Consider the following 19,923-nt stretch of genomic DNA (forward strand, 5'->3'; position numbering starts at 1 on the left):
GCAGGCGCCCATCGACCAGAGGGCGGGAACCGCGATGCTTAGACGTAGAAGCCCTCGCGCAGATTGATACCATGCTCGACCCAGGCTTTCAGCGCAGCCAGCATCTGGGACCAGCCCTGGCAGTTGCCGAATGCGGCCTTCAGGCCTGTCGGGGTCTCGCGCCAGCCGCCTTCCTCGATCGTCACCAGGGTTCGGCCGTCGTCCAGAGCGTCGAAGGTGAAGACGACCGTGGTCATGTAGGCGACGCGGACGACCGGATCGCCGTCGTCCGGTGGGCCCTCGTTGGCTTCCCAGCTTATGACGATGCGACGGTTCTTCTCGACCTCGATCACCTGGACCGGAAAGGCGCCGGGGAAGTCCGCGAATTCCCACTGGACCGTGGCGCCGCCTTCCAGGGGTCCGACAGCGCCGCCAGTGGTGAAATAGCGCGACAGTTTCGCCGGGTCCGCGACGGCCTCGAACACCTCCTCGACCGGCCGGGCGATGCGACCGGACACTTTGAACTTCAGATCCATCGGTCTTCCTCCTTGTTCGACGTCAATAGTGTTATATTCTTATAACATGTCAAGTAAGGCGAATCAGGACCGGGTGTTCAAGGCATTGTCAGCCGGTGTGAGGCGGGCGATTCTGGATGCGCTGACGGACGCGCCACAGACGACGGGCGCCCTGTGCGAGCGCTTCCTGCCGCTGGACCGATGCACCGTCATGCAGCACCTGAAGGTGCTGGAGGGCGCCGATCTGATCATCGTCCAGCGCAACGGCAGGGAACGGTGGAATCACCTCAATCCCTTGCCCATCAAACAGGTGCATGACCGCTGGATAGGGCCGCACGCGGCGCGCGCGGTTGAAGTGCTGGAGCGACTGAAGACCGATCTGGAACGCTAGTCCGCGTCTATTTGAGCGCCAGCGTCACCGCCTTGATGTCCACGTATTCGTCGATGCCGTGGATCGAGCCTTCGCGGCCATAGCCTGACTGTTTCACCCCGCCGAACGGGGCGACGGCGGTTGAAATCAAGCCGGTGTTCACGCCACACATCCCCGCCTCGATCCGGCGGCCGATACGCATGGCTCGATCCAGATCGCGCGTGAACAGATAAGAGGCCAGGCCATAGTCGCTGGCGTTGGCCTTGTTCACGACCTCGTCCTCGGTCTGGAAGGCGAAGACGGGGATCAGGGGGCCGAACGTCTCTTCGTTGCGGAACAGGGCGTCGTCGCCGCCCAGGGTCACGGTCGGCTGGAAGAAGCGGCCACCCAGCGCATGCCGCGCGCCGCCGGTCAGGACGCGACCGCCCGCGGCGATGGTGCGTTTCAGGTGATCCTCGACCTTGTCGATCGCCTTGTCCTCGATCAGCGGCCCGACCTTGACGCCCGGCTCGAAGGCGGGGCCGACGGGGATCCGGGCCACCTCGGCGGCCAGCTTTTCGGCATAGGCCTCGGCCACCGACGCCTCGACATAGACACGGTTGGGGCAGACGCAGGTCTGGCCCGAGTTGCGGAACTTGCCCTTGATGGTCTCGGCCACGGCCAGATCCAGGTCGGCGTCGGCGAAGACGATCAGTGGCGCCGCGCCGCCCAGCTCCATCGACACTCGCTTCAGCGTCGGGGCGCACTGGGCGGCCAGGATGCGGCCCACCGGGGTCGAGCCGGTGAAGGACAGCTTGCGGATCAGAGGGCTGTCCGTCAGCGCCCTGCCGATGATCGCCGCATCGCCGGTGACGACGCTGAGCACGCCGCTGGGCAGGCCCGCCTGATAGGCAAGCTCGGCCAGGGCGATGGCGGTGAAGGGGGTCTGGCTGGCCGGCTTGACCACCGCGGTGCAGCCGGCGGCGAAGGCGGGCCCCAGCTTGCGCGTCAGCATGGCCGCCGGGAAATTCCACGGGGTGATAAAGGCGCAGGGCCCAACCGCCTCGCGGAAGGTCAGGATGACATGGCCCAGGGGGCTGTCCTGGGTCTCGCCGATCAGGCGTTCGGCCTCGCCCGCGAACCATTTCAGGAAGCTGTTGGCATAAGCGACCTCGCCCTTGGCCTCCTCGAACGGCTTGCCGTTCTCAAGCGCCATCAGGGCGCCCAGCCCCTCGACATTCTCGTCGATCAGGCGGGCCCAGTCGCGCAGGAAGGCGGCGCGCCTGTGCGGATCGGTGCGCGACCAGGCGGGGAAGGCGTCGTGCGCGGCCTGGATGGCGGCTTGCGTCTCGAGCACGCCCAGGTCGGGGATGTGGCCGATGATCTCGCCGGTCGCCGGATCGTCCACGGCGATGCCGCCGCCGTGGGCCGGAACGGGCTCGCCTGCGATCAGGGCATGCTGTGACAGCAGCGAGCGGGCCAGAGCGCGGGGATCGGTCATGAAGGCCTCGTCAGGCGACGGCGGGAGTGGTCTCCTGATCCATACGCCCCCACCGCCAGGGCTGCCAACCGCCATAGGTCGCCGAACGCCACAACCACTCCGCCGGTCCGAACCGGAACCGCGCCAGCCACCAGCGGCTGAAGAGGATCTGCAAGGCGAACACGACCAGCGCCAGAGCCAGACAGAAGGTGGGTCCCGCATACTTCAGCCAGCCCAGTCCGAAGCCGTACAGGACGAAGACATAGACCAGGCTCTGCATCAGATAGCTGGTCAGCGCCATCTGCCCGACCGCGCCAAGGCCGGACAGCAGGCGGCGGATCGCGGGCGTCTGGCACAGGACGACCAGGCCGGCCGCATAGCCCAGCGCCAGCGTCAGCTGCGCCGGCTGGCCGATCACACGCAGGACCGGGCGGATCGTCTCAGGCGCCTTGAGATCCAGAAAGCGCAGGCCGGGATTGATGATCGCCAACGTCAGACCCAGCGTCAGCAGGATCAGGGCCACGCGGCGGAAACCGGCGGCATGACGCGCGGTGTCCTGCATCCAGCCCCGGCGGTGAATCCAGCTGCCCACCATGAACCGTCCCAGAATATTGCCCAGGAAGGCCACGCCGATCATCTGCGCATACAGATCGTCCCACGCCGAACGGACCAGGATGCGGACATAGGCGAGATAGTCGTGGCCGAGGAAGATCTCATATCGCTGCGCCTTCAGCGTCTCGCCCGCCGCGCTGATCGCCTCGCGGGATTCGGGTGACACAAACAGCCGGTCCAGCTCGCGCACGCCCGCAAAGGTGAACAGGCAAAGCGGCAGGCCGACCGCCAGCAGCAGCCAGGATGGCCAGCGCCGGGTCAGCAGCAGCAGGAAGCCCATGGCCGCATAGGCGTGCAGGATGTCGCCCATCCACAGCAGGAAGAAATGAGCGATCCCCAGGGCGAGCAGCAGGCCCACGCGTCGGGCGTAGAGCCGCGTGCCGTCGGCGCCCCGTCGCCGGGCGCGCTCGGTCAGGATGGCGAAACCGAAGCCGAACAGCAGCGAGAACAGCGCCTGCGCCTTTCCCGCGATCAGCCAGTAGCCGAGGAAACGGATGACATGATCAGCCGGCGCGGTCGGCAGGGCCAGGATCACGGCGTCGGGCACGGCCAGTTCGGCATGGCTGAACAGATTGGCCCACAGGACGCCGAACAGGGCGAACCCGCGGATGATGTCCAGCTCGCCGATGCGCTCGGCGCCGCTGACGGGTGTGGCCGATGATTGGGTCATGCTGCGCTCCCCCGAGATCGCGCGCAGCAGAACACGTCATGCGTGTCCCGGCCATGGGAATTCGATCAGTTGTCGATCAGGTCCAGGTCACGGCCCCGCGTCTCGGGCAACCAGATCAGGGCGACGATCACCGCCACAGCCGTGAACACGACCGAGTACCAGAGGCCGAAATAGATGTTCCCCGACGCGGCCACCAAGGCGAAGCTGGCGGCGGGCAGCAGGCCGCCGACCCAGCCGGTGCCGATGTTGTAGGGCAGGCTCATGGCCGTATAGCGCACCCGCGTCGGGAACAGTTCGACCAGAGCCGCGGCCTGGGGTCCATACAGGGCGCAGGCGGCGATGATGAAGATCATCAGGATGCCGAACGTCAGCGGCATGTTGATCCGCGCGGGGTCCGCCCGATCGGGATAGCCGGCGGCGGTCAGGGCGGTCTTGACCTGGGCCTCGACCCGGGCGTGCGCGACCTTCAGTTCAGCCTTGGTCAGGCCGCGTCCGTCGATCGAGGCGACCTGCGCCCCGCCGACATGCACTACAGCGACCGCGCCCGGCGCCGCGACCTCATTGGCGTAGGAGACGCCGGCGTTGGACAGCACGCTCTTGGCGATGTCGCAGGACGAGGCGAAAGCGGCCTTGCCCACCGGGTCGAACTGGACGGCGCAGGTCGCCGGATCGGCTTTGATGACCACGGGGGCGCTGGCCTGCGCTTCGGCCAGGGCCGGATTGGCGGCGCGCGTCAGGGCGTGGAAGCCCGGGAAGAAGGCGACCAAGGCCAGGATCATGCCGAACAGCATCACCGGCTTGCGTCCCACCTTGTCCGACAGCCAGCCGAAGAAGACATAGAGGAACGCCGAGGCCAGCGTCACCGCCAGCACCAGTTGGTCGACGGTGGCCACGTCCACCTTCAGCACCCGCTCCATGAAGAAGCGGGTGTAAAAATAACCGCAATACCAGACGGCCCCCTGGGCGATCATGATGCCGAACAGGGCGATCAGCACGAACCGGCCGTGCCGCCAGGTCCCGAAGGCCTCGCGGAAGGGAGCGCGGCGCTCGCCGCCCTCGGCTTCCATCCGCTTGAAGGCGGGGCTCTCGTTCAGCTTGAGCCGGATCCACAAGCTGATGGCCAGCAGCAGGGCCGACAGCAGGAAGGGAATGCGCCAGCCCCATTCGTCGAACGCCTCGGTCCCGACAACGGCGCGGGTGATCAGGATGACGCTGAGCGCGCCGATCAGACCCATGGCGGCGGTGGTCTGGATCCAGCCGGTCAGGAAGCCGCGCTTCCTGGGCGGCGCATGTTCGGCGACATAGATGGCCGCCCCGCCATATTCGCCGCCCAGGGCGAAACCTTGCAGAACGCGCATGATCAGCAGCAGGATCGGCGCGGCGATGCCGATGGCGTCATAATCGGGCAGCAGGCCGATGGTGACCGTGGCTGCGCCCATCAGTGTGATGGTCACCAGAAAGGTGGTCTTGCGCCCCGTCCGGTCCCCGAACCAGCCGAACACCAGGGCGCCTAGCGGCCGCACGACAAAGCCCAGACCAAAGGTCAGCAGGGCCAGGATGTAGCCCGTCGCCTCGCCGACATCGGCGTAGAAATGCCGAGCGATGATCGTCGTCAGCGATCCGAAGATAAAGAAGTCATACCACTCGAACGCCGTGCCTGCGGCCGATGCCGCGACCACGGTTCGCAGGCCAGGTCCCTGTTCAACCTGGTCCGTTTCGGCGTCGGTGACGGCCATGACGATGATCTCCCCGAAGCGTCTCTGACGGACGCTTTCGATGAAACCCTAGCGAGAGGCGAGGCGGCGGAAAAGCCCCGTTCGACGACGATGCGGCAAGCACGAAAAAGCCCCGCCGGTCGGGGGATCCGGCGGGGCCTTGAGCGCCTGATGCGTCAGGATCGCGCGTCAGGCGCAACCGCGGTCGGGCAGGCGTCCGCGGCTATGCGAATGGAGGCTTAGTTCTGCGCGTCGCGAGCGGCGCCCGTGACGGCTTCGCCGGCGGCCTGGGTGTCACGACCGACACCGGCGACCGTATTGCAGGCGGCGGTGGTCAGCAGGGCGGCGGCGGCGGCGAGAACGATGAGTTTGCGCATGGGAAGCTCCGGTGGATGGCGAGGACGCCTGACCGTCAAACGCAAGCGTCACGACCGGGTTCCGCCCAGATCTGCGGGGTCCGCCGGCGTCAGCGCCTCGGGCGTCGCGAAGGTCAGGCGAGCGATGGTTCCGCCGCCCGGCGCGGGGACCAGATCGGCGTTTCCGCGCAGTTGCTTGGCGAAGGCGCCCATCAGGGTTCGGCCCACGCCCGCGACCCGATCGGCGTCGGCGCCGGGCCCGTCGTCCTGAACCTCCAGCACGCTGGTGTCGCCCTGAACCTTGAACCGCACCTGCAACTGGCCGCCGCGTCCGGCAAAGGCGTGCTTCTGGGCGTTGGACACGGCCTCGACCAGCCACAGGGCCAGCGGGGCCAGCTTGTCCGGGTCGATCACAAGGGAATCCGCCTCGACAGAACTGGTGACCATTGGGCCGCGCATCGCCTCGGCGGCGATCAACTGGCCGACCAATTCGGTCAGGAAGTCCCGCGCGTCGGCGTGGCGGATATCCTCGCTCTGGTAGAGGGTGCGGTAGATCAGGGCCAGGGCCGAAATGCGCTGGCGCGTATCCCCCAGCGCGGTCTTCGCCGCCGGATCGGCCAGGGCGCGTTGCTGCATGCTGAGCAGGGACGAGATGATCTGCAGGTTGTTCTTCACCCGGTGATGGATCTCGCGCATCAGCGCGTCCTTCTCGGCCAGGGACTCGTTCAGCGACCGGTCTCGCAAGGTGATGGCCTCGGCCAGATCGTCCAGCGTTCCCGCCAGCACTCGAATCTCGGACGGGGCGTTGACCGCCTGGACCGGCCGGACCGAGAACCGGCCCCGCGCATAGATGGCGGCGATCCGCTCCAGATAATCCAGCCAGCGCACGACGATGCGTTCCGAGAACAGCATCACCGCGCCGAAGGCCGTCAGCCAGGCGCCCAGCGGCAACAGCAGGGTGCTGATCGGGTTCAGCCGCGCCCACGACAGCAGACCCGGCGCAGGAGCGGACAGCAGCACATAGACGTCGCGCCCCGACAGGGCGGCGCCCGCATAGACGCGTCGCCGACCGTTTCGGTCATGGGCCTCGAACACGCTGGAGGTGTCGGCGCGGGCGCGTTTGACCCAACCCAGCAGGGCCCCGTCGGAGGGCGTGAAGGCGTCGATATTGGTGGCCAGCAGCAGCCGCCCGTCGCCGTCGGTCAGCGCGGCCTCGGATCCTTGGGGCAGGGCGCGGTCATTGATGTCGGGCTGCAGGTCGGCCAGCGGCAACAGGGCGCCCATGGCGCCGTCGAACGCGCCCATCGGTCGTTCCGACCGAACCGCCAGCAACAGGGCCGGCGATGACGACAGGTAGGGCGGAGAGCGGGTGACGACCACCGATTCACCCGACTTCATCCGCTCGAACCAGGCGGTGGAGCGAATATAGGCGCCGGTCGGCGTCGGCATGCCCGGCGCCAGACGCGAGGTGCAGACCGGCTCTCCGGTGGCGCTGATGCGATACAGCGCCTCATACCCCTCCAGCCGGCTCACCAGGGCCGTCAGTCGGGGCTCGCAATACAGGCCCAGGGCCTCGGGGCTCAGCGCCTGAAGCAGCACGGTGGCGCTGTCCAGTCGGCCCTTGGCGGCGGCGGCGCTGCGCTCGGCCGCCAGTTGCAGGTCGGCGCGCTGCTCTTCGGCCTGACGCCGGAACCCGGCCTGGGTCTGGACCGCGCTGAGCAGGATGAAGGGCAACAGGGCGAGCGCCATCGCCAGCCCCAGGCGAAACCGGATGCCCTGGAAACGGGGGGCGGCGAATGCCCGCCCGAACGACCTCGCAAACTTGCGCACTAGCCCTGACGGGCGCCGCTCAGACGATCGGCGGCGGCCAGGATGGACCGCATGGCGTCCCCGGCGGACTGACCGTCACGGCCATAATCGCCGCGTTCCAGTGTGGCGTGCAGGGCGCGTCGCGCGCGACTGACGCGGCTTTTCACCGTACCGACCGCGCAGTTGCAGATTTCGGCCGCTTCCTCATAGGCGAAGCCGCCGGCGCCGACCAGGATCAGCGCCTCGCGCTGTTCTTCGGGCAGGGTCTTCAGCGCCTGACGCAGTTCGTCCAGCGCCACCGGCGCCTCCGGATCATCGACGGCGACCAGGGTGCGCTCCGCCGCTTCCTGATCCAGCTGCGACTGCCGCCAGGACCGGCGCTTCTCGGAATAGAACTGGTTGCGCAGGATCATGAAGGTCCAGGCCTTCATGTTGGTGCCCATCTGATAGCTGGCCCGGGCGTCCCAGGCCTTCATCATGGCGTCCTGGGCCAGGTCGTCCGCAGCCGTCGGATCGCCGCACAGGGTGCGGGCGAAGGCGCGCAGATGCGGAATCAGGGTGACCAGTTCCTTCTTGAACGCCGCATCATCGGACGAGGGCGGTTTAGGCGCCGCGCCTGTGCCGCTGCTCATGCCTTGCCCCCGGCCTTCTCGTCGGCCCGGCGCAGGATGTCGAGGAACTCGTCCGGAACCGGCTCGTTCACGACCTGGTCGAACATGTGGCGCAATTTCACGCCGATCGCCTGCTGACGCAGGCGCGCTTCCTCAAGGTCCGTCTCGTCAGTCGGGTCTACCGGCTCACGACGGGAGGAATCTGCTGTGTTGGTCATGGAGAGAACGGCCGCCACCCTTGAGCGTTCAGATATACTGGAAGCTGGAAACGCCGCTTCCGGTCACGGGTTCCTAGCTTGAAGATATTTCCGTCTCAAGCTTGTGAGCTGACGCGGAACCGTGACCGATTTGATACGTTGATGGCCTGTTCCACGCCTCATGGCTGGATGGGACAAGCTGAATTTTGTCGGGGAAGTAACGAATGAGCCTTCTGGCCAGACTGGCGCCGCATCTGCCCTATGTGCGTCGTTATGCGCGCGCGCTTACCGGGGATCAGGCCACGGGTGACAACTATGTGCGGGTCGCGCTGGAGGCTCTGGCCGCCGGCGAGCGGCAGCTGTCGCCGGACATGACCCCGCGGGTCGCCCTCTATCATGTGTTCCACGCCATCTGGTCCTCGACCGGCGCCCAGCTTGAGGACGCCAGCGGCCTGGAAGGCGTCGACGACGCGTCGCGCCGACTGATGCGTATCTCGCCCCGTTCGCGGCAGGCCTTCCTGCTGACCGCGCTGGAAGGATTCACGCCGTCCGAAGCCGCGCAGATCCTGTCGACCGCCCCGCACGAGGTCGAAGGTCTGATCGCCTCGGCCCAGGCCGATATCGACGCCGAACTGGCCACCGATGTGCTGATCATCGAGGACGAGGCCATCATCTCGGCCGACATCGAGAGTCTGGTGCGGGAACTGGGTCACAACGTCACCGGCATCGCCACGACGCACGACGAGGCGGTGGATGCTGTGGCGCGCATGCGTCCGGGTCTGGTGCTGGCGGACATCCAGCTGGCCGACGGCTCGTCGGGCATCGACGCGGTCAAGGACATCCTGAAGCGGATCGACGTGCCGGTGATCTTCATCACCGCCTTCCCCGAGCGTCTGCTGACCGGCGAACGGCCCGAGCCGACCTTCCTGATCACCAAGCCCTTCCAGCCGGAGACTGTGAAGGCGGCGATCAGCCAGGCGCTGTTCTTCCATCCGTCCCGCCAGAAGGAAGCCGCCTGACCCCAGGCGTATTCCCTGAACAAGGAAAGGGCCCCGGTTCGCGCCGGGGCCCTTTTCATATTCGCCGTCCCGGCCAGCGCGTTCAGGTGGCGGGGGCGCTGACCGTGGGGGCATTGACGTTCGGCGCCTCGCCGGTCGGCGGGTTCGTCGGCTGTCCGGTGGCGGTCGTGGGCGCGTCCGCGGCGGGCGGGGCGGGGTTCGGGTCGCTGAAGGCGCGGGCGTCGACGGCCTGATCGCCATTGTTGACGTTCTGGGCTGCGAAACCGCCCTGGCTGACCAGCCACATGCCCAGCAGCAGGATGGCCGCCGCCCCGGCCGAGATCACCAGCAGTGTCAGGATGCGAACCCCGCCGCGTCCCTGGCGAACATACTGGGCTTCGATCGGGCGATGTTCATTCACGGCGTCGGCCGAGTGGGAATGGGGATCGTCGTGGGTCATGGCGTCAGGCTCCGTCTTGTCCTTGGCCAACGCGCCATCCAGCGCGGCTGTTCCGATTCGCGCACAGGAAGAAAAAGTCGTGCAGCAAGGCGGAACCGCGCGCCCTGGACACCGTTATCGATCTGCGGAGGCGGCCACGCCCCCCGACTTGAGACTGGCTTAGGCCGGTCTGTCGCCTCCGCGCCTCATTCTCGATGATGCCGACTTCAGGCGGGCCTTTCAGGCCCGCCTTTTTTCTGGCCGCTCTCGACATCGGGCCATGGTGCGGCACTATGGGTCCAGAAAGAAAACGCAGGAGTCTTCCCATGGCCCGGACCAATCGTCAGTGGGTGTTGCGCCAACGGCCGCGCGGCCTGATCCAGCCCGGCGATCTGGAGCTGATCGAAAGCCCGATCCCCGACCTGAAGGACAGCGAGGTTCTGGTCCGCACCCTTTATCTGTCGCTGGACCCCACCAACCGCACCTGGATGAACGATTCCGAAGGCTATCTGCCGCCGGTGGCCTTGGGCGAGGTGATGCGCGGCCTGACCCTGGGGGTGGTCGAGGACAGCCGCTCCGCCCGGTTCAAGGTCGGCGATGTGGTGACGCCGCTGTCGGGCGGCTGGTCTGACTATGCGGTAGTGGCGGACAGCGGACTGCGCCCCGTGCATCGTGTCCCCGGACTGCCCCTCACGGCCAACCTCAGCGTGCTGGGGATGACGGGGCTGACCGCCTATTTCGGCGTCACCGATGTGCTGAAGCCGAAGCCGGGTCAGACCATGGTGATTTCGGCCGCTGCCGGCGCGGTCGGATCGATCGCGGGCCAGGTGGCGAAACAGCACGGCGCCCGGGTCATCGGCATCGCCGGCGGCCCGGACAAATGCCGCTGGCTGACCGACGAACTCGGGTTCGACGCCGCCATCGACTACAAGAACGAGGACGTGGGCGCCGCGCTGGACCGTCTGGCGCCGGACGGGATCGACCTGAATTTCGAGAACGTGGGCGGCGACATCATGATCGCCGTATGGAACCGGCTGAACACCCATGCCCGTATGGCGGTGTGCGGTCTGATCTCGGCCTATAACGCCACCAAGGCCCCGCCGACGCCGAACTTCGCCCGCATCATCACCCACCGCCTGACGGTCCAGGGTTTCCTGGTGCTGGACTACGCCCCGCGCGCCCGTGAGATGGTCGAGACGATGGGGCCGTGGCTGGCCGAGGGCAAGGTCAAGTGGAAGGTCCACGTCGACGACGGCCTGGAGGGCGCCGTGACTTCGTTGAACCGCTTGTTCACCGGCGACCATGACGGCAAGCTGCTGGTGCGGGTGTCGGAAGAGCCCGCAGGCTGAACGAGGATCGACGCCGGATGAGCGAGCCGCTGCACCTTCACTACGAGGATCTGGCGGTCGGCGAGGTCGCGCCCCTGGGCGCTTGCGCCATCGACGGGAATGCGTTGAACCTCTTCGTCGAGCGGTTCGCGCCGGGCTGGGATGTCGCCTATGGCGCGCCGGACGCCATGGTCTATGCGCTGTGGAGTCGGCTGGCGACCGAGAAGGCGTCGGCCTGGGCCCAGAGCAAGGTGCTGGCCGTCGATGGTCTGCGCTTCATGCGCAACCCGCCTGTCGGGGAGCTGTTGCGCGGCCGGATGACCGTGATGGGCAAGGACCCGGTCGGCGATGACAAGGGCATCGTCATCGCCCAGCACGATATGCTGGACGAGGCGGGTCGGCTGGTTTTTTCCTGCCTGACCCGCGCCGTTTTCGCCCGGCGCTGAAAACTCCCGCTCTGAATAAAAAACGCCCCGCCGATCTCTCGGCGGGGCGTTTTCGCATTCAGTCTGAATCATGCGCCTCAAGTAGCGCGAAGCGCGGTAGGCGCGCTTATGATCAGGCGTTGGCGACCGTCGGCTGGGCGGCGGCGCGCTGGAAGGCCATGGCGATCAGGCGGTCCCAGCCCAGCAGCGACACCAGGTGGGCGTAGATCTGGCCCAGGGCGCCGTTGTCGCGCAGTTCGGCCAGTTTCTCGGCCGGCAGGGCCTTCAGCTTCTCTTCCGAGATGGCGAAATATTCGGCGATCTTCTGGGCCGGAGCGGCCGAACCGTCGGCGTTGCGCGGGGTGAAGGCGGCTTCCTTGACCTCGAACAGGTCCAGGTCGGTCAGCAGCTTGACGAACGATTCGGTCCGCTGGCGCTCCTGCTCGAAATTGTTGCAGAATTCCATCGAGTTCTTGGTGTACTCGCTGGGCTGGCCGTCCTGGAACAGCGGGGTCTCGCCGCCTTCGACGACGAAGCTGGCGCTGCGGTCGATGCACAGGACCAGGCGCTTGTTCACTTCGTCATTGGCGAAGACGAACGGATAGCGGCGCACGAAGGCCGGGATGTAGGCGTCGGCCTTGAACACGCCGTCCTCGCCGACGAAGAAATTCTCGCCGGGACGCAGGCCCATGACCGCGACGGGCTGCTTGGCCTCGCCGGTGAAGATGATCGGGTACGACAGGGCCGACGGCGCGAACTCGGTCACGGTCAGCGGCACGATGTGCGTCTTGGCCACGAAACCGAACGGCGACTGGACGAAGTTGACGCCCAGCTTGGCGTGTTGCTCGGCCGACAGCGGCTCGGGCTTGCCGTAGAACAGGACGTTGCCGGAGAGCTGGCCGCCGGCTTGGGTGGTGGTGTCGGTCATGGACGCGAAGGCTCTGGTTGAAAAAACAGGGTCGGGCCTTCTAGCCCATGCCCGCGCGGGCGGCAAACGCCGCCGCCCGCCGGGGGAATCCCGGATCAGAACCGGTAGGCGACGCCGACCCGCAGATTGCGACCCGGCAACGGCGCCAGATCCTTGAGGAAGGAGGCGTGCTCGCGCACCTCCTGGTCCGTCAGGTTGCGCAGGTCGGCGTACAGCATCAGGCCGGTCTCGCGCGACGGGCTCCAGCTGACGAAGGCGTCGGCCGTCGTATAGGCGTCGGTCGGCAGCTCCAGCGCGGCGATCCGGTCCTGTTCGGCGACGTGGCGCAGCTGCACCTTCACCGTCCAGGGGCCGACCTCGGCCACGGCGCGGCCGGTCAGCGACCACGGCGGGATGCGCGCGGGCGGCCCCAGGTCGGTGTCGCCGCGAACCACGTCATAGCCCAATTCCAGGTTCAGGCTGTCGGCCCCGTCTTCCCACGCTTTGTAGGCCAGCTCGGCCTCCAGTCCCTTGAAGGTCGCGTCGGTCTGGACATAGCGATAGACGTTCAGGCCGTCCTCTTCGTCGCCCGTCGGGACCAGGTCGATGAAGCCGTCATAGCGGGCGTGGAACAGGTGCAGGTCGCCGGTCCATCGGCCCTGTTCGACGTGCACAGTGCCCTCGATCGAGACGACCTTTTCGGACGACAGGTCGGCATTGCCGATCTCAAAGCCGCGCGTGGCGACGTGCGGTCCCTCGGCGAACAGTTCGGCCTCGGTCGGCGCGCGGCCGTTGCGCGAGATCGACAGGCCCAGGAACAGCGGATCGTTCGGCTTCCAGAACAGGCCCGCCGAGCCGGAAATATTGGTGAAGTCGCGCTGGCCGGCGACGCTGTCCAGGTCGCGGTTGTCGACCCGCAGACCGCCCTCCATGCCCCAGTCGCCGCGGTCCAGCCGGTGCATCGTATAGGCGCCGATCTCGGTGATGTCGGTGCGTGGGACATAGGCCTCGTCGCCCTGGGCGTCGAACTTCTTGCTCAGGCCCTGCACGCCCCAGGCGCCGTCCCAGCCGTTACGGCGCGCCTGAACCAGTTCGACCCGGCCCTCATAGCCTTCCGAGGTGAAGCGGGTGCCGACCTCGTCTCCCTCGAACTCGGTATGGGTGTAGTCGGCGTAACCGCCCGACGCCCGGACCTTGTCGAACGGGCCGGACGCGAACCGGTACTCGCCCCGCGCGTCCCAGCGGGTCTGCTCCAGGCCGATGGTGACGGCTTCCTCGTCATGGGCGTGATCGTCATCGTCGTGATCGTGATCGTGATCGTGGTCATGTTCGGGGGCGTGACCGGGCACGCCATAATCGCTGTCGGTGCGCTTGACCGACAGGCCGACAAAGCCCCGGTCGCCGATGAAGGACACGCCCCCGCCATAGGCGTTCACGGTGACGAAGCTATTTTCCAGCGTCGTCGCGCCGCCGCCTTCCCAGTCCTCGCCCTCGGCCGCGACCTGGCGACGGGATTCGGCGGGAACGGGGATGTCATAGGCGTCCGCGTCGCGGTGCATGGCGTCCAGGCTGAAGACCAGCGGGCCCGTCGCGACCGACACGGCGCCGCCCAGACTGTAGCCGTCATCGACGCTGCTGGCCTGGGCCGACAGGCGGCCCTTCAGCCCGTTTTCGGGGCGCTCCTCGGCGATGCGATCGTCGATGACATTGACCACGCCGCCGATAGCCGACCCGCCAAAGGCAAGGGCCTGCGGGCCGCGCAACACTTCAATGCGCTTCGCCTCGCCCGGATCAGCGGCGACCTGGTGGTCGGGCGACAGGGCGCTGGCGTCGATCATGCCCAGTCCATTGGTCAGCACCTGCACTCGGGGGCCGGACAGACCGCGGATCACCGGGCGGCTGGCGCCGGCCGAAAAGCTGGTCGACCGCACGCCGGGCATGCCGTTCAGCGCGTCCCCCAGGGTGGCGGCCGGTGCGGACAGCAGCGCCTGCTCGTCCAGCACGTCCACGGCGATGGTGCTGGCCCGCGCGCTGATCCCGAACGGCGCGCCGGTGACGATCACGTCGTCGAGTTGGGCGGTCGGCGCGGCGTTGCTCCTGTCCTGGGCGTTCGCGGCGGCGGCCAGCGCGCTCCAGCCGACAGCGGCGAGCAACAGGGAGCGACGGGCGAGGGAAGGGGACATGAGCGGTCTCGACGATACAGCGATACATGTCTGTTATGAGATAACATCACATGCCGTCAACCCGTCGTCGGTTGCGGCGGGCCGTCCGACCCATTAGCTGTGGGCCATGGGCGACACCTGCTCCCACCACCATTCCGACGCCCGTCCCGATGCGGCGCAACTCGACCGGGCTCTGGTCGCGGCGGCCGACCGTTGCGTGGCCGAGGGCGAGCGCATGACGGCGCCGCGTCGCCGCGTGCTGGAACTGCTGCTGGCGGCAGGCGAACCGGTAAAGGCCTATGACCTGATCGCCCGCTTCGGCGCTGACGGTCAGGCGGCCAAGCCGCCGACGGTGTATCGCGCGCTGGAGTTTCTGGAGCGCAAGGGGCTGGCCCACCGCATCGCCTCGATCAGCGCCTATGTCGCCTGCAGTGCAGGCGAGGCGGGCGATCGGGCCCATGCCGCCGCCTTCCTGATCTGCGACTGCTGCGGCGCGACCGAAGAGGTCGGCCCGTCCGGCGGCGACGCCTTCGCCCGCGCGGCCGAGGCGGCGGGCTACGCCATCGAACGCACCACGATCGAGGGCCACGGCCGATGCCCGGCCTGCCGGGTCGCGGCCTGATGGATGCGATCAGCCTGTCGCCGCCGCGTCGGCTGACCGTTCCGGTCGATAACCGCTGGGGCGCCGGCGAGATGGCGGTCATGGACTTCGGCGACGCCAGCCGCCCGGTCGATCTGGTCTTTGTCCACGCCAACGGGTTCAACGCCGCCACCTATCGCAGCCTGCTGCAGCCGCTGTCGGGCTCGCTGCGTATCTGGGCGCCGGACCTGCGCGGGCATGGCCGGACGCGGTTGCCGACCCGGCTGGAAGGGCGACGCGGCTGGCGCGATCATCGCGACGACCTGATCGCCCTGCTGGCGGCGCTGGACGGACCGCCGGTGGTGCTGGCCGGTCATTCCATGGGCGCAACCTCAAGCCTGCTGGCGGCGGCCGAACGTCCGGCGCAGGTGTCGAAACTGATGCTGGTCGACCCGGTGATCTGGCCACGCGCGGCGGTGTTCGCCTTCAATCTGCCGTTCGCTGGCCTGCTGTCCGGGCGGATCCCGATCGTCCGGGGCGCGCTGCGCCGCCGGAACCGGTTCGAAAGCCGGCAGCAGGCGCTGAACGCCTATCGCGGACGCGGCGCGTTCAAGGGCTGGCCCGACATGATGCTGGCCGACTATCTGTCCGACGGCCTGATCGAAGGCGATGACGGCCTTGTCCTGACCTGTACGCCGGAATGGGAGGCGTCGAACTACGCCGCCCAGGCGCACGATCCGTGGCGGGCGATGGCGCGACTGGACCGGCCGGTGCGCATCCTGAAGGGCGAGAACGGCTCGACCTGCGCCGTGCGCGCGTCGCCGCGCGGCCTGCCGCATGTGACGGTCGAAACGATTGCGGACGGCACCCATTTCCTTCCCATGCTGCGTCCGGACGTGGTGCGCGACGCCCTGCTGGACGCCGCCGTCTGAGTTTGCACACTGCTCTGGCGCGGCGACGGCCGGGGCGCTAAACCGCGCCCAACGACAAGAACGGAAATTCCAAGGGAAACGCTCAAGCCATGCGTGACATTCGCCATTTCATCGACGGCCAGGCGTTCGACGGCGCCTCGGGCCGGTTCGGCGACGTATTCAATCCCAACACGGGCGAGATTCAGGCCCGCGTCCAACTGGCCACGGTCAGCGAGATGGATCGCGCCGTCCAGGCCGCCCAGAACGCCTTTGACGGCTGGTCCTCGACCAATCCCCAGCGCCGCGCGCGGGTGATGTTCGAGTTCAAGCGGCTGGTCGAGGCGAGCATCAACGAACTGGCCGAACTGCTGTCGGCCGAACACGGCAAGGTCGTCGCCGATTCCAAGGGCGACATCCAGCGCGGTCTGGAAGTGGTCGAGTTCGCCTGCGGCATCCCGCATGCGCTGAAGGGCGAATACACCTGGGGCGCGGGTCCCGGCATCGACGTCTATTCGATGCGCCAGCCGCTGGGCGTGGTGGCGGGCATCACCCCGTTCAACTTCCCGGCCATGATCCCGATGTGGATGTTCGGCGTCGCCATCGCGGTCGGCAACACCTTCATCCTGAAGCCGTCGGAGCGTGATCCGTCCGTCCCGGTCCGTCTGGCCGAACTGATGATGGAAGCCGGCGCCCCCAAGGGCGTGCTGAACGTCGTGCACGGCGACAAGATGGCGGTCGACGCCATCCTGGAGCATCCGCTGGTCCATGCCGTCAGCTTCGTCGGCTCGTCCGACATCGCCCACTACGTCTATCAGAAGGGCGCCCAGAACCATAAGCGCGTCCAGGCCATGGGCGGCGCCAAGAACCACGGCATCGTCCTGCCCGACGCCGACATGGATCAGGTGATCAAGGACCTCTCGGGCGCGGCCTATGGCTCGGCCGGCGAGCGCTGCATGGCCCTGCCCGTCGTCGTGCCGGTGGGTCAGAAGACCGCCGACGAACTGCGCGAACGTATGGTCGCCGAAATCCCGACCATGCGGGTCGGCGTCTCGACCGACGCGGGCGCCCACTATGGCCCCGTCGTCACGGCCCAGCACCGCGAGCGCGTCGCCGGCTGGATCGAAAAGGGCGTTCAGGAAGGCGCCGAACTGGTCGTCGATGGCCGCGATTTCAGCCTGCAGGGACACGAGAAGGGCTATTTCATCGGCCCGTCGCTGTTCGACCATGTGAAGCCGGAAATGTCCTCGTATCAGGAAGAGATCTTCGGCCCTGTGCTGCAGATCGTCCGCGCCGCCAGCTTCGAGGAGGCGCTGTCCCTGCCGTCGAAGCACCAGTACGGCAACGGCGTCGCCATCTTCACCCAGAATGGCCGCGCGGCCCGAGATTTCGCCGCTCGGGTCAACGTCGGCATGGTCGGCATCAATGTGCCGATCCCGGTGCCGGTCGCCTATCACACCTTCGGCGGCTGGAAACGTTCGGCCTTCGGCGACATCAACCAGCACGGCATGGAGGGCGTCCGCTTCTGGACCAAGACCAAGACCGTCACCGCTCGCTGGCCCGACAGCGAGCTGGAGCACGCCGACTCCAGCTTCGTCATTCCGACTATGGGATAATCGCTGCGGCGATCGGCTCCGGCTTACGGTTTCGCGAACGACGCTTTTTGATGTTAAGCGTTAACCATTGCGAACAGCGAAGCTGGAGCGGTCCGCCTGATGCGTCGGTTCTTCATCTGGTCGGCCCTGGCGGCCCTGATTGGCCTGCTGCTGGCAGGCGGAGGCTACTGGGCCTACTGGACCTTCTACGCGCGCTTCCAGCCCGTGACAGTCAGCCGTGACGCGGCCGAGATCCAGCGTTTGCTGGACGCCTCCGCCTGGGTCGGCGCAGGCGGGGGCGCAGAGCCGGTCTGGCTGATCGGCTATCGCGACAGCGCACCCCTGCAACGCTACGAGGTCGAGGAAGGCCCCAAGCTGCGGGCGGCAGGCGCGGACCTGCGTATCATCGTCTTCGCCCGACCGGATCAGGATGGGATCAAGGTATCGACCGCCGCCGAGCGCGCGACCGTGGCCGAGCTGTGGATCACCCGCGACTGGGAACTGTACCAGCGCTGGACCGCCACGCCGGGCCGCAACTGGACGGCGGCGGGCCTGCCGTCGGCCGACGGCGACCTGACCCGGGCCTCGGTCGTCGCGGCGGGGCGCGAGTTCGCCCGGCGCCTGTCGGGGCATCTGCGTAAATCGGGGGTGCGGCGGGCCTATCCGCTGATCCTGTGGCGCGACCGCGAAGGTTATTTGAAAGCCTGCGCCTGCGACGACGCCCGGTCCTGGGCCTTTATCCGCGACGATCTGGGTGCGCCCGATCAGGTTGGCGGGGTTGAGCCGGGCGCGCCGCCGCCGCTGGACTATCCGCTGGACGGCACGGCGCCGGAAGGTCCGCCCGCCCTGGCCTATCCCGCCTTGCCGCCGTTGCCTGGTGACGCGGCGCTGGCCGAGGGCGGACCTGTCGATACGGGCGGCCCGACCAGCGAAACGGTCCCATCCGCAGCCGCACCGCGTCCGCGCCCGGTCACGCCCGCGACCCCGCGCGCCGCCCCGGCGCCCCAGCGTCAGGACGACACCACCTTCTATTGAAGGTCGTTACAGCGCCTCGCGGCAGACGGCGATCAGCCGGTCCACGTCGGCCTCGTCCTGATACAGGCTGAAGCCAAAGCGGATCACGTCGTCGCGCACGTCGGTGACGATGTTCGCCGCCTGAAGACGCGCCTTCCAGTCCGGCGCCCGGTCGTCCCGGAAGGCCAGGAAGCGCGCGCGAGGCGCGTCGCCCTCCACCGGGTTCAGCAGGGTCGCCTGGCCCAGAACGCTGGCCTCACCCGCCGCGACGTCGTCGGCGAAGCGCGCCTGAAGGCTGCGCGCCTGATCGGCGATGACGGGGGTGGTCAGGCCGTTGTCGTCCAGCATCCGGCGCACGGCGTTGAAGCGGTACAGGGCGCTGGCGTCGAAGGTCGCGCCCCAGAACCGGCCGCCGTCGGTGCGGTACTGGACCCCGCCGGGCGGGCCCTCCAGATCGCCGAACTCGGCGAACCAGCCGGTGATGACCGGCCGGGGGCAGAAGCCGGGCGGGCTGTGCAGGAAGCAGGCCCCTTCGCCCGCCATGGCGTATTTGTAGCCGCCCGCCAGATAGAAGACCTTGTCCGCCACGGCGTTCAGGTCGGTCGGCGTGGCCATGAAGCCGTGATAGCCGTCGATGACCACCCACGGTCCGGCCGGATCGGCCACGGCCGCCAGTTCCTCGATACGGTCGAACGTCTGGCCGGTGCGGAAGAAGACCTGGCTGACCAGGATCAGGTCATGGCCGCCCCGCCGGGCCGCCTCCAGAAACCGGTCGGCGAAGGTGTCGAACGGCGCCAGCGGCACGCGCTCGACCGTGGCCACGCCGGCCTCTTCCCAGCGCTCGCTCTGACGCCGGAACGAGTGGAACTCGCCGTCGGTGGACAGGATGCGGGCGGGGCGTCGCTCGATCCCCGAGACGATGCGCAGAAGCAGGTCATGGGTATTGGGCGCGAAGACGATGCTGTCGGGCGACGGCAGGTTCAGTTCGCGCGCGATGTGGGCCTGGGCCTGGGGCACGACCTCGCCGAAGATCAGGTCCCATTTGCGGTCGGCATGCAGATTCGCCTCGGTCCAGGCCTGCATCTGGCCGTCGAACGAGGCGTCGGGCCACAGGTGATGGCTGTGCGCGGCGAAATGCAGCCGCCCGGGCGCGGCGGACAGGGCGCGGGAGAAGAGGGGCTTGTGGCTCATGTCCGGTCGCTAACCCGGATCGCCCCTCGCCCCAACAGAAAAGAGGCGGACCCGTCGCCGGACCCGCCCCTCAACCTCTCATC

At 67.8% G+C, this 19,923-nt stretch carries 20 protein-coding genes; 8 read left to right on the forward strand and 12 right to left on the reverse strand.

What is annotated here, in order from left to right:
• Positions 1-38: 38 nt before the first annotated feature.
• Positions 39-515, reverse strand: coding sequence for an SRPBCC family protein (locus tag EON91_RS07345; RefSeq protein ID WP_292092966.1), 477 nt, complete (start codon positions 513-515; stop codon positions 39-41).
• Positions 516-612: 97 nt separating this feature from the next.
• On the opposite strand from EON91_RS07345, the gene EON91_RS07350 reads away from it, so the two are divergent.
• A complete protein-coding gene (locus EON91_RS07350) occupies positions 613-885 on the forward strand; it encodes a helix-turn-helix domain-containing protein (RefSeq protein WP_366250178.1) in 273 nt (90 codons plus the stop codon).
• A gap of 7 nt (positions 886-892) precedes the next feature.
• On the opposite strand, the gene EON91_RS07355 is transcribed toward EON91_RS07350, so the two are convergent.
• The 7 genes from EON91_RS07355 to EON91_RS07385 form a co-directional block, all read right to left on the reverse strand.
• Entirely contained in the window at positions 893-2,344 is a 1,452-nt protein-coding gene (locus EON91_RS07355; RefSeq protein WP_292092971.1) for an NAD-dependent succinate-semialdehyde dehydrogenase, read from the reverse strand.
• A 10-nt stretch (positions 2,345-2,354) separates the two neighbouring features.
• The gene (locus tag EON91_RS07360; protein ID WP_292092972.1) at positions 2,355-3,605 is read right to left on the reverse strand and encodes a DUF418 domain-containing protein; all 1,251 of its coding nucleotides are present in this window, start codon (positions 3,603-3,605) and stop codon (positions 2,355-2,357) included.
• 65 nt (positions 3,606-3,670) lie between these two features.
• Positions 3,671-5,341: an MFS transporter gene (locus EON91_RS07365; RefSeq protein ID WP_292092974.1), complete on the reverse strand. Its 1,671-nt coding sequence runs from the start codon at positions 5,339-5,341 to the stop codon at positions 3,671-3,673.
• Positions 5,342-5,559: 218 nt separating this feature from the next.
• Positions 5,560-5,697, reverse strand: coding sequence for an entericidin A/B family lipoprotein (locus tag EON91_RS07370; protein WP_292092977.1), 138 nt, complete (start codon positions 5,695-5,697; stop codon positions 5,560-5,562).
• 48 nt (positions 5,698-5,745) lie between these two features.
• A complete protein-coding gene (locus tag EON91_RS07375) occupies positions 5,746-7,425 on the reverse strand; it encodes a sensor histidine kinase (protein ID WP_292092980.1) in 1,680 nt (559 codons plus the stop codon).
• Positions 7,426-7,505: 80 nt separating this feature from the next.
• Positions 7,506-8,117, reverse strand: a complete 612-nt coding sequence (locus tag EON91_RS07380) for a sigma-70 family RNA polymerase sigma factor (RefSeq protein ID WP_292092983.1) — start codon at positions 8,115-8,117, stop codon at positions 7,506-7,508.
• The gene (locus tag EON91_RS07385; RefSeq protein WP_292092986.1) at positions 8,114-8,332 is read right to left on the reverse strand and encodes a NepR family anti-sigma factor; all 219 of its coding nucleotides are present in this window, start codon (positions 8,330-8,332) and stop codon (positions 8,114-8,116) included. The genes EON91_RS07380 and EON91_RS07385 overlap by 4 nt, the downstream gene beginning before the upstream one ends.
• A 185-nt stretch (positions 8,333-8,517) precedes the next feature.
• Here EON91_RS07385 and EON91_RS07390 point away from each other — a divergent pair, with 185 nt between their 5' ends.
• Positions 8,518-9,312 carry a response regulator gene (locus tag EON91_RS07390; protein WP_292092988.1) on the forward strand — a complete coding sequence of 265 codons (795 nt, stop codon included), beginning with the start codon at positions 8,518-8,520 and terminating at the stop codon, positions 9,310-9,312.
• Between the two features lie 82 nt (positions 9,313-9,394).
• Here the strand turns inward: EON91_RS07390 and EON91_RS07395 are convergent, their stop codons facing one another.
• Positions 9,395-9,751 carry a hypothetical protein gene (locus tag EON91_RS07395; protein WP_292092991.1) on the reverse strand — a complete coding sequence of 119 codons (357 nt, stop codon included), beginning with the start codon at positions 9,749-9,751 and terminating at the stop codon, positions 9,395-9,397.
• Between the two features lie 305 nt (positions 9,752-10,056).
• On the opposite strand from EON91_RS07395, the gene EON91_RS07400 reads away from it, so the two are divergent.
• Together EON91_RS07400 and EON91_RS07405 are read left to right on the forward strand one after the other, a co-directional pair.
• The gene (locus EON91_RS07400) at positions 10,057-11,079 is read left to right on the forward strand and encodes an NADP-dependent oxidoreductase (RefSeq protein ID WP_292092993.1); all 1,023 of its coding nucleotides are present in this window, start codon (positions 10,057-10,059) and stop codon (positions 11,077-11,079) included.
• A gap of 17 nt (positions 11,080-11,096) precedes the next feature.
• A complete protein-coding gene (locus tag EON91_RS07405; RefSeq protein WP_292092995.1) occupies positions 11,097-11,504 on the forward strand; it encodes an acyl dehydratase in 408 nt (135 codons plus the stop codon).
• Between the two features lie 112 nt (positions 11,505-11,616).
• On the opposite strand, the gene EON91_RS07410 is transcribed toward EON91_RS07405, so the two are convergent.
• Together EON91_RS07410 and EON91_RS07415 are read right to left on the reverse strand one after the other, a co-directional pair.
• Complete coding sequence (locus tag EON91_RS07410) at positions 11,617-12,411, reverse strand: SapC family protein (RefSeq protein WP_292092997.1); 795 nt, start codon at positions 12,409-12,411, stop codon at positions 11,617-11,619.
• Positions 12,412-12,506: 95 nt separating this feature from the next.
• Positions 12,507-14,573: a TonB-dependent receptor gene (locus EON91_RS07415; protein ID WP_292092999.1), complete on the reverse strand. Its 2,067-nt coding sequence runs from the start codon at positions 14,571-14,573 to the stop codon at positions 12,507-12,509.
• 106 nt (positions 14,574-14,679) lie between these two features.
• Here EON91_RS07415 and EON91_RS07420 point away from each other — a divergent pair, with 106 nt between their 5' ends.
• The 4 genes from EON91_RS07420 to EON91_RS07435 all read left to right on the forward strand — a co-directional run bounded on the left by EON91_RS07420 (position 14,680) and on the right by EON91_RS07435 (position 18,670).
• Positions 14,680-15,174, forward strand: a complete 495-nt coding sequence (locus tag EON91_RS07420; protein ID WP_292093001.1) for a Fur family transcriptional regulator — start codon at positions 14,680-14,682, stop codon at positions 15,172-15,174.
• Positions 15,147-16,064, forward strand: coding sequence for an alpha/beta hydrolase (locus tag EON91_RS07425; protein WP_292093003.1), 918 nt, complete (start codon positions 15,147-15,149; stop codon positions 16,062-16,064). Before EON91_RS07420 ends, EON91_RS07425 begins: the two co-directional genes overlap by 28 nt.
• A gap of 89 nt (positions 16,065-16,153) precedes the next feature.
• Positions 16,154-17,656 carry a CoA-acylating methylmalonate-semialdehyde dehydrogenase gene (locus tag EON91_RS07430; RefSeq protein ID WP_292093005.1) on the forward strand — a complete coding sequence of 501 codons (1,503 nt, stop codon included), beginning with the start codon at positions 16,154-16,156 and terminating at the stop codon, positions 17,654-17,656.
• A 99-nt stretch (positions 17,657-17,755) separates the two neighbouring features.
• Positions 17,756-18,670, forward strand: a complete 915-nt coding sequence (locus EON91_RS07435) for a hypothetical protein (RefSeq protein ID WP_292093007.1) — start codon at positions 17,756-17,758, stop codon at positions 18,668-18,670.
• 6 nt (positions 18,671-18,676) lie between these two features.
• Here the strand turns inward: EON91_RS07435 and EON91_RS07440 are convergent, their stop codons facing one another.
• Positions 18,677-19,840 carry an aminotransferase class V-fold PLP-dependent enzyme gene (locus tag EON91_RS07440; protein ID WP_292093008.1) on the reverse strand — a complete coding sequence of 388 codons (1,164 nt, stop codon included), beginning with the start codon at positions 19,838-19,840 and terminating at the stop codon, positions 18,677-18,679.
• Positions 19,841-19,923 lie beyond the last annotated feature (83 nt).

The sequence above is a fragment of the Brevundimonas sp. genome, assembly GCF_004210735.1.
GTDB lineage: Bacteria > Pseudomonadota > Alphaproteobacteria > Caulobacterales > Caulobacteraceae > Brevundimonas.

Coding starts and splice junctions, on each gene's coding strand:
- EON91_RS07345 (WP_292092966.1), bottom strand. CDS start 515: ATGGATCTGAAGTTCAAAGTGTCCGGTCGCATCGCCCGGCCGGTCGAG.
- EON91_RS07355 (WP_292092971.1), bottom strand. CDS start 2,344: ATGACCGATCCCCGCGCTCTGGCCCGCTCGCTGCTGTCACAGCATGCC.
- EON91_RS07360 (WP_292092972.1), bottom strand. CDS start 3,605: ATGACCCAATCATCGGCCACACCCGTCAGCGGCGCCGAGCGCATCGGC.
- EON91_RS07365 (WP_292092974.1), bottom strand. CDS start 5,341: ATGGCCGTCACCGACGCCGAAACGGACCAGGTTGAACAGGGACCTGGC.
- EON91_RS07370 (WP_292092977.1), bottom strand. CDS start 5,697: ATGCGCAAACTCATCGTTCTCGCCGCCGCCGCCGCCCTGCTGACCACC.
- EON91_RS07375 (WP_292092980.1), bottom strand. CDS start 7,425: ATGGCGCTCGCCCTGTTGCCCTTCATCCTGCTCAGCGCGGTCCAGACC.
- EON91_RS07380 (WP_292092983.1), bottom strand. CDS start 8,117: ATGAGCAGCGGCACAGGCGCGGCGCCTAAACCGCCCTCGTCCGATGAT.
- EON91_RS07390 (WP_292092988.1), top strand. CDS start 8,518: ATGAGCCTTCTGGCCAGACTGGCGCCGCATCTGCCCTATGTGCGTCGT.
- EON91_RS07395 (WP_292092991.1), bottom strand. CDS start 9,751: ATGACCCACGACGATCCCCATTCCCACTCGGCCGACGCCGTGAATGAA.
- EON91_RS07400 (WP_292092993.1), top strand. CDS start 10,057: ATGGCCCGGACCAATCGTCAGTGGGTGTTGCGCCAACGGCCGCGCGGC.
- EON91_RS07405 (WP_292092995.1), top strand. CDS start 11,097: ATGAGCGAGCCGCTGCACCTTCACTACGAGGATCTGGCGGTCGGCGAG.
- EON91_RS07410 (WP_292092997.1), bottom strand. CDS start 12,411: ATGACCGACACCACCACCCAAGCCGGCGGCCAGCTCTCCGGCAACGTC.
- EON91_RS07415 (WP_292092999.1), bottom strand. CDS start 14,573: ATGTCCCCTTCCCTCGCCCGTCGCTCCCTGTTGCTCGCCGCTGTCGGC.
- EON91_RS07420 (WP_292093001.1), top strand. CDS start 14,680: ATGGGCGACACCTGCTCCCACCACCATTCCGACGCCCGTCCCGATGCG.
- EON91_RS07425 (WP_292093003.1), top strand. CDS start 15,147: ATGCCCGGCCTGCCGGGTCGCGGCCTGATGGATGCGATCAGCCTGTCG.
- EON91_RS07430 (WP_292093005.1), top strand. CDS start 16,154: ATGCGTGACATTCGCCATTTCATCGACGGCCAGGCGTTCGACGGCGCC.
- EON91_RS07435 (WP_292093007.1), top strand. CDS start 17,756: ATGCGTCGGTTCTTCATCTGGTCGGCCCTGGCGGCCCTGATTGGCCTG.
- EON91_RS07440 (WP_292093008.1), bottom strand. CDS start 19,840: ATGAGCCACAAGCCCCTCTTCTCCCGCGCCCTGTCCGCCGCGCCCGGG.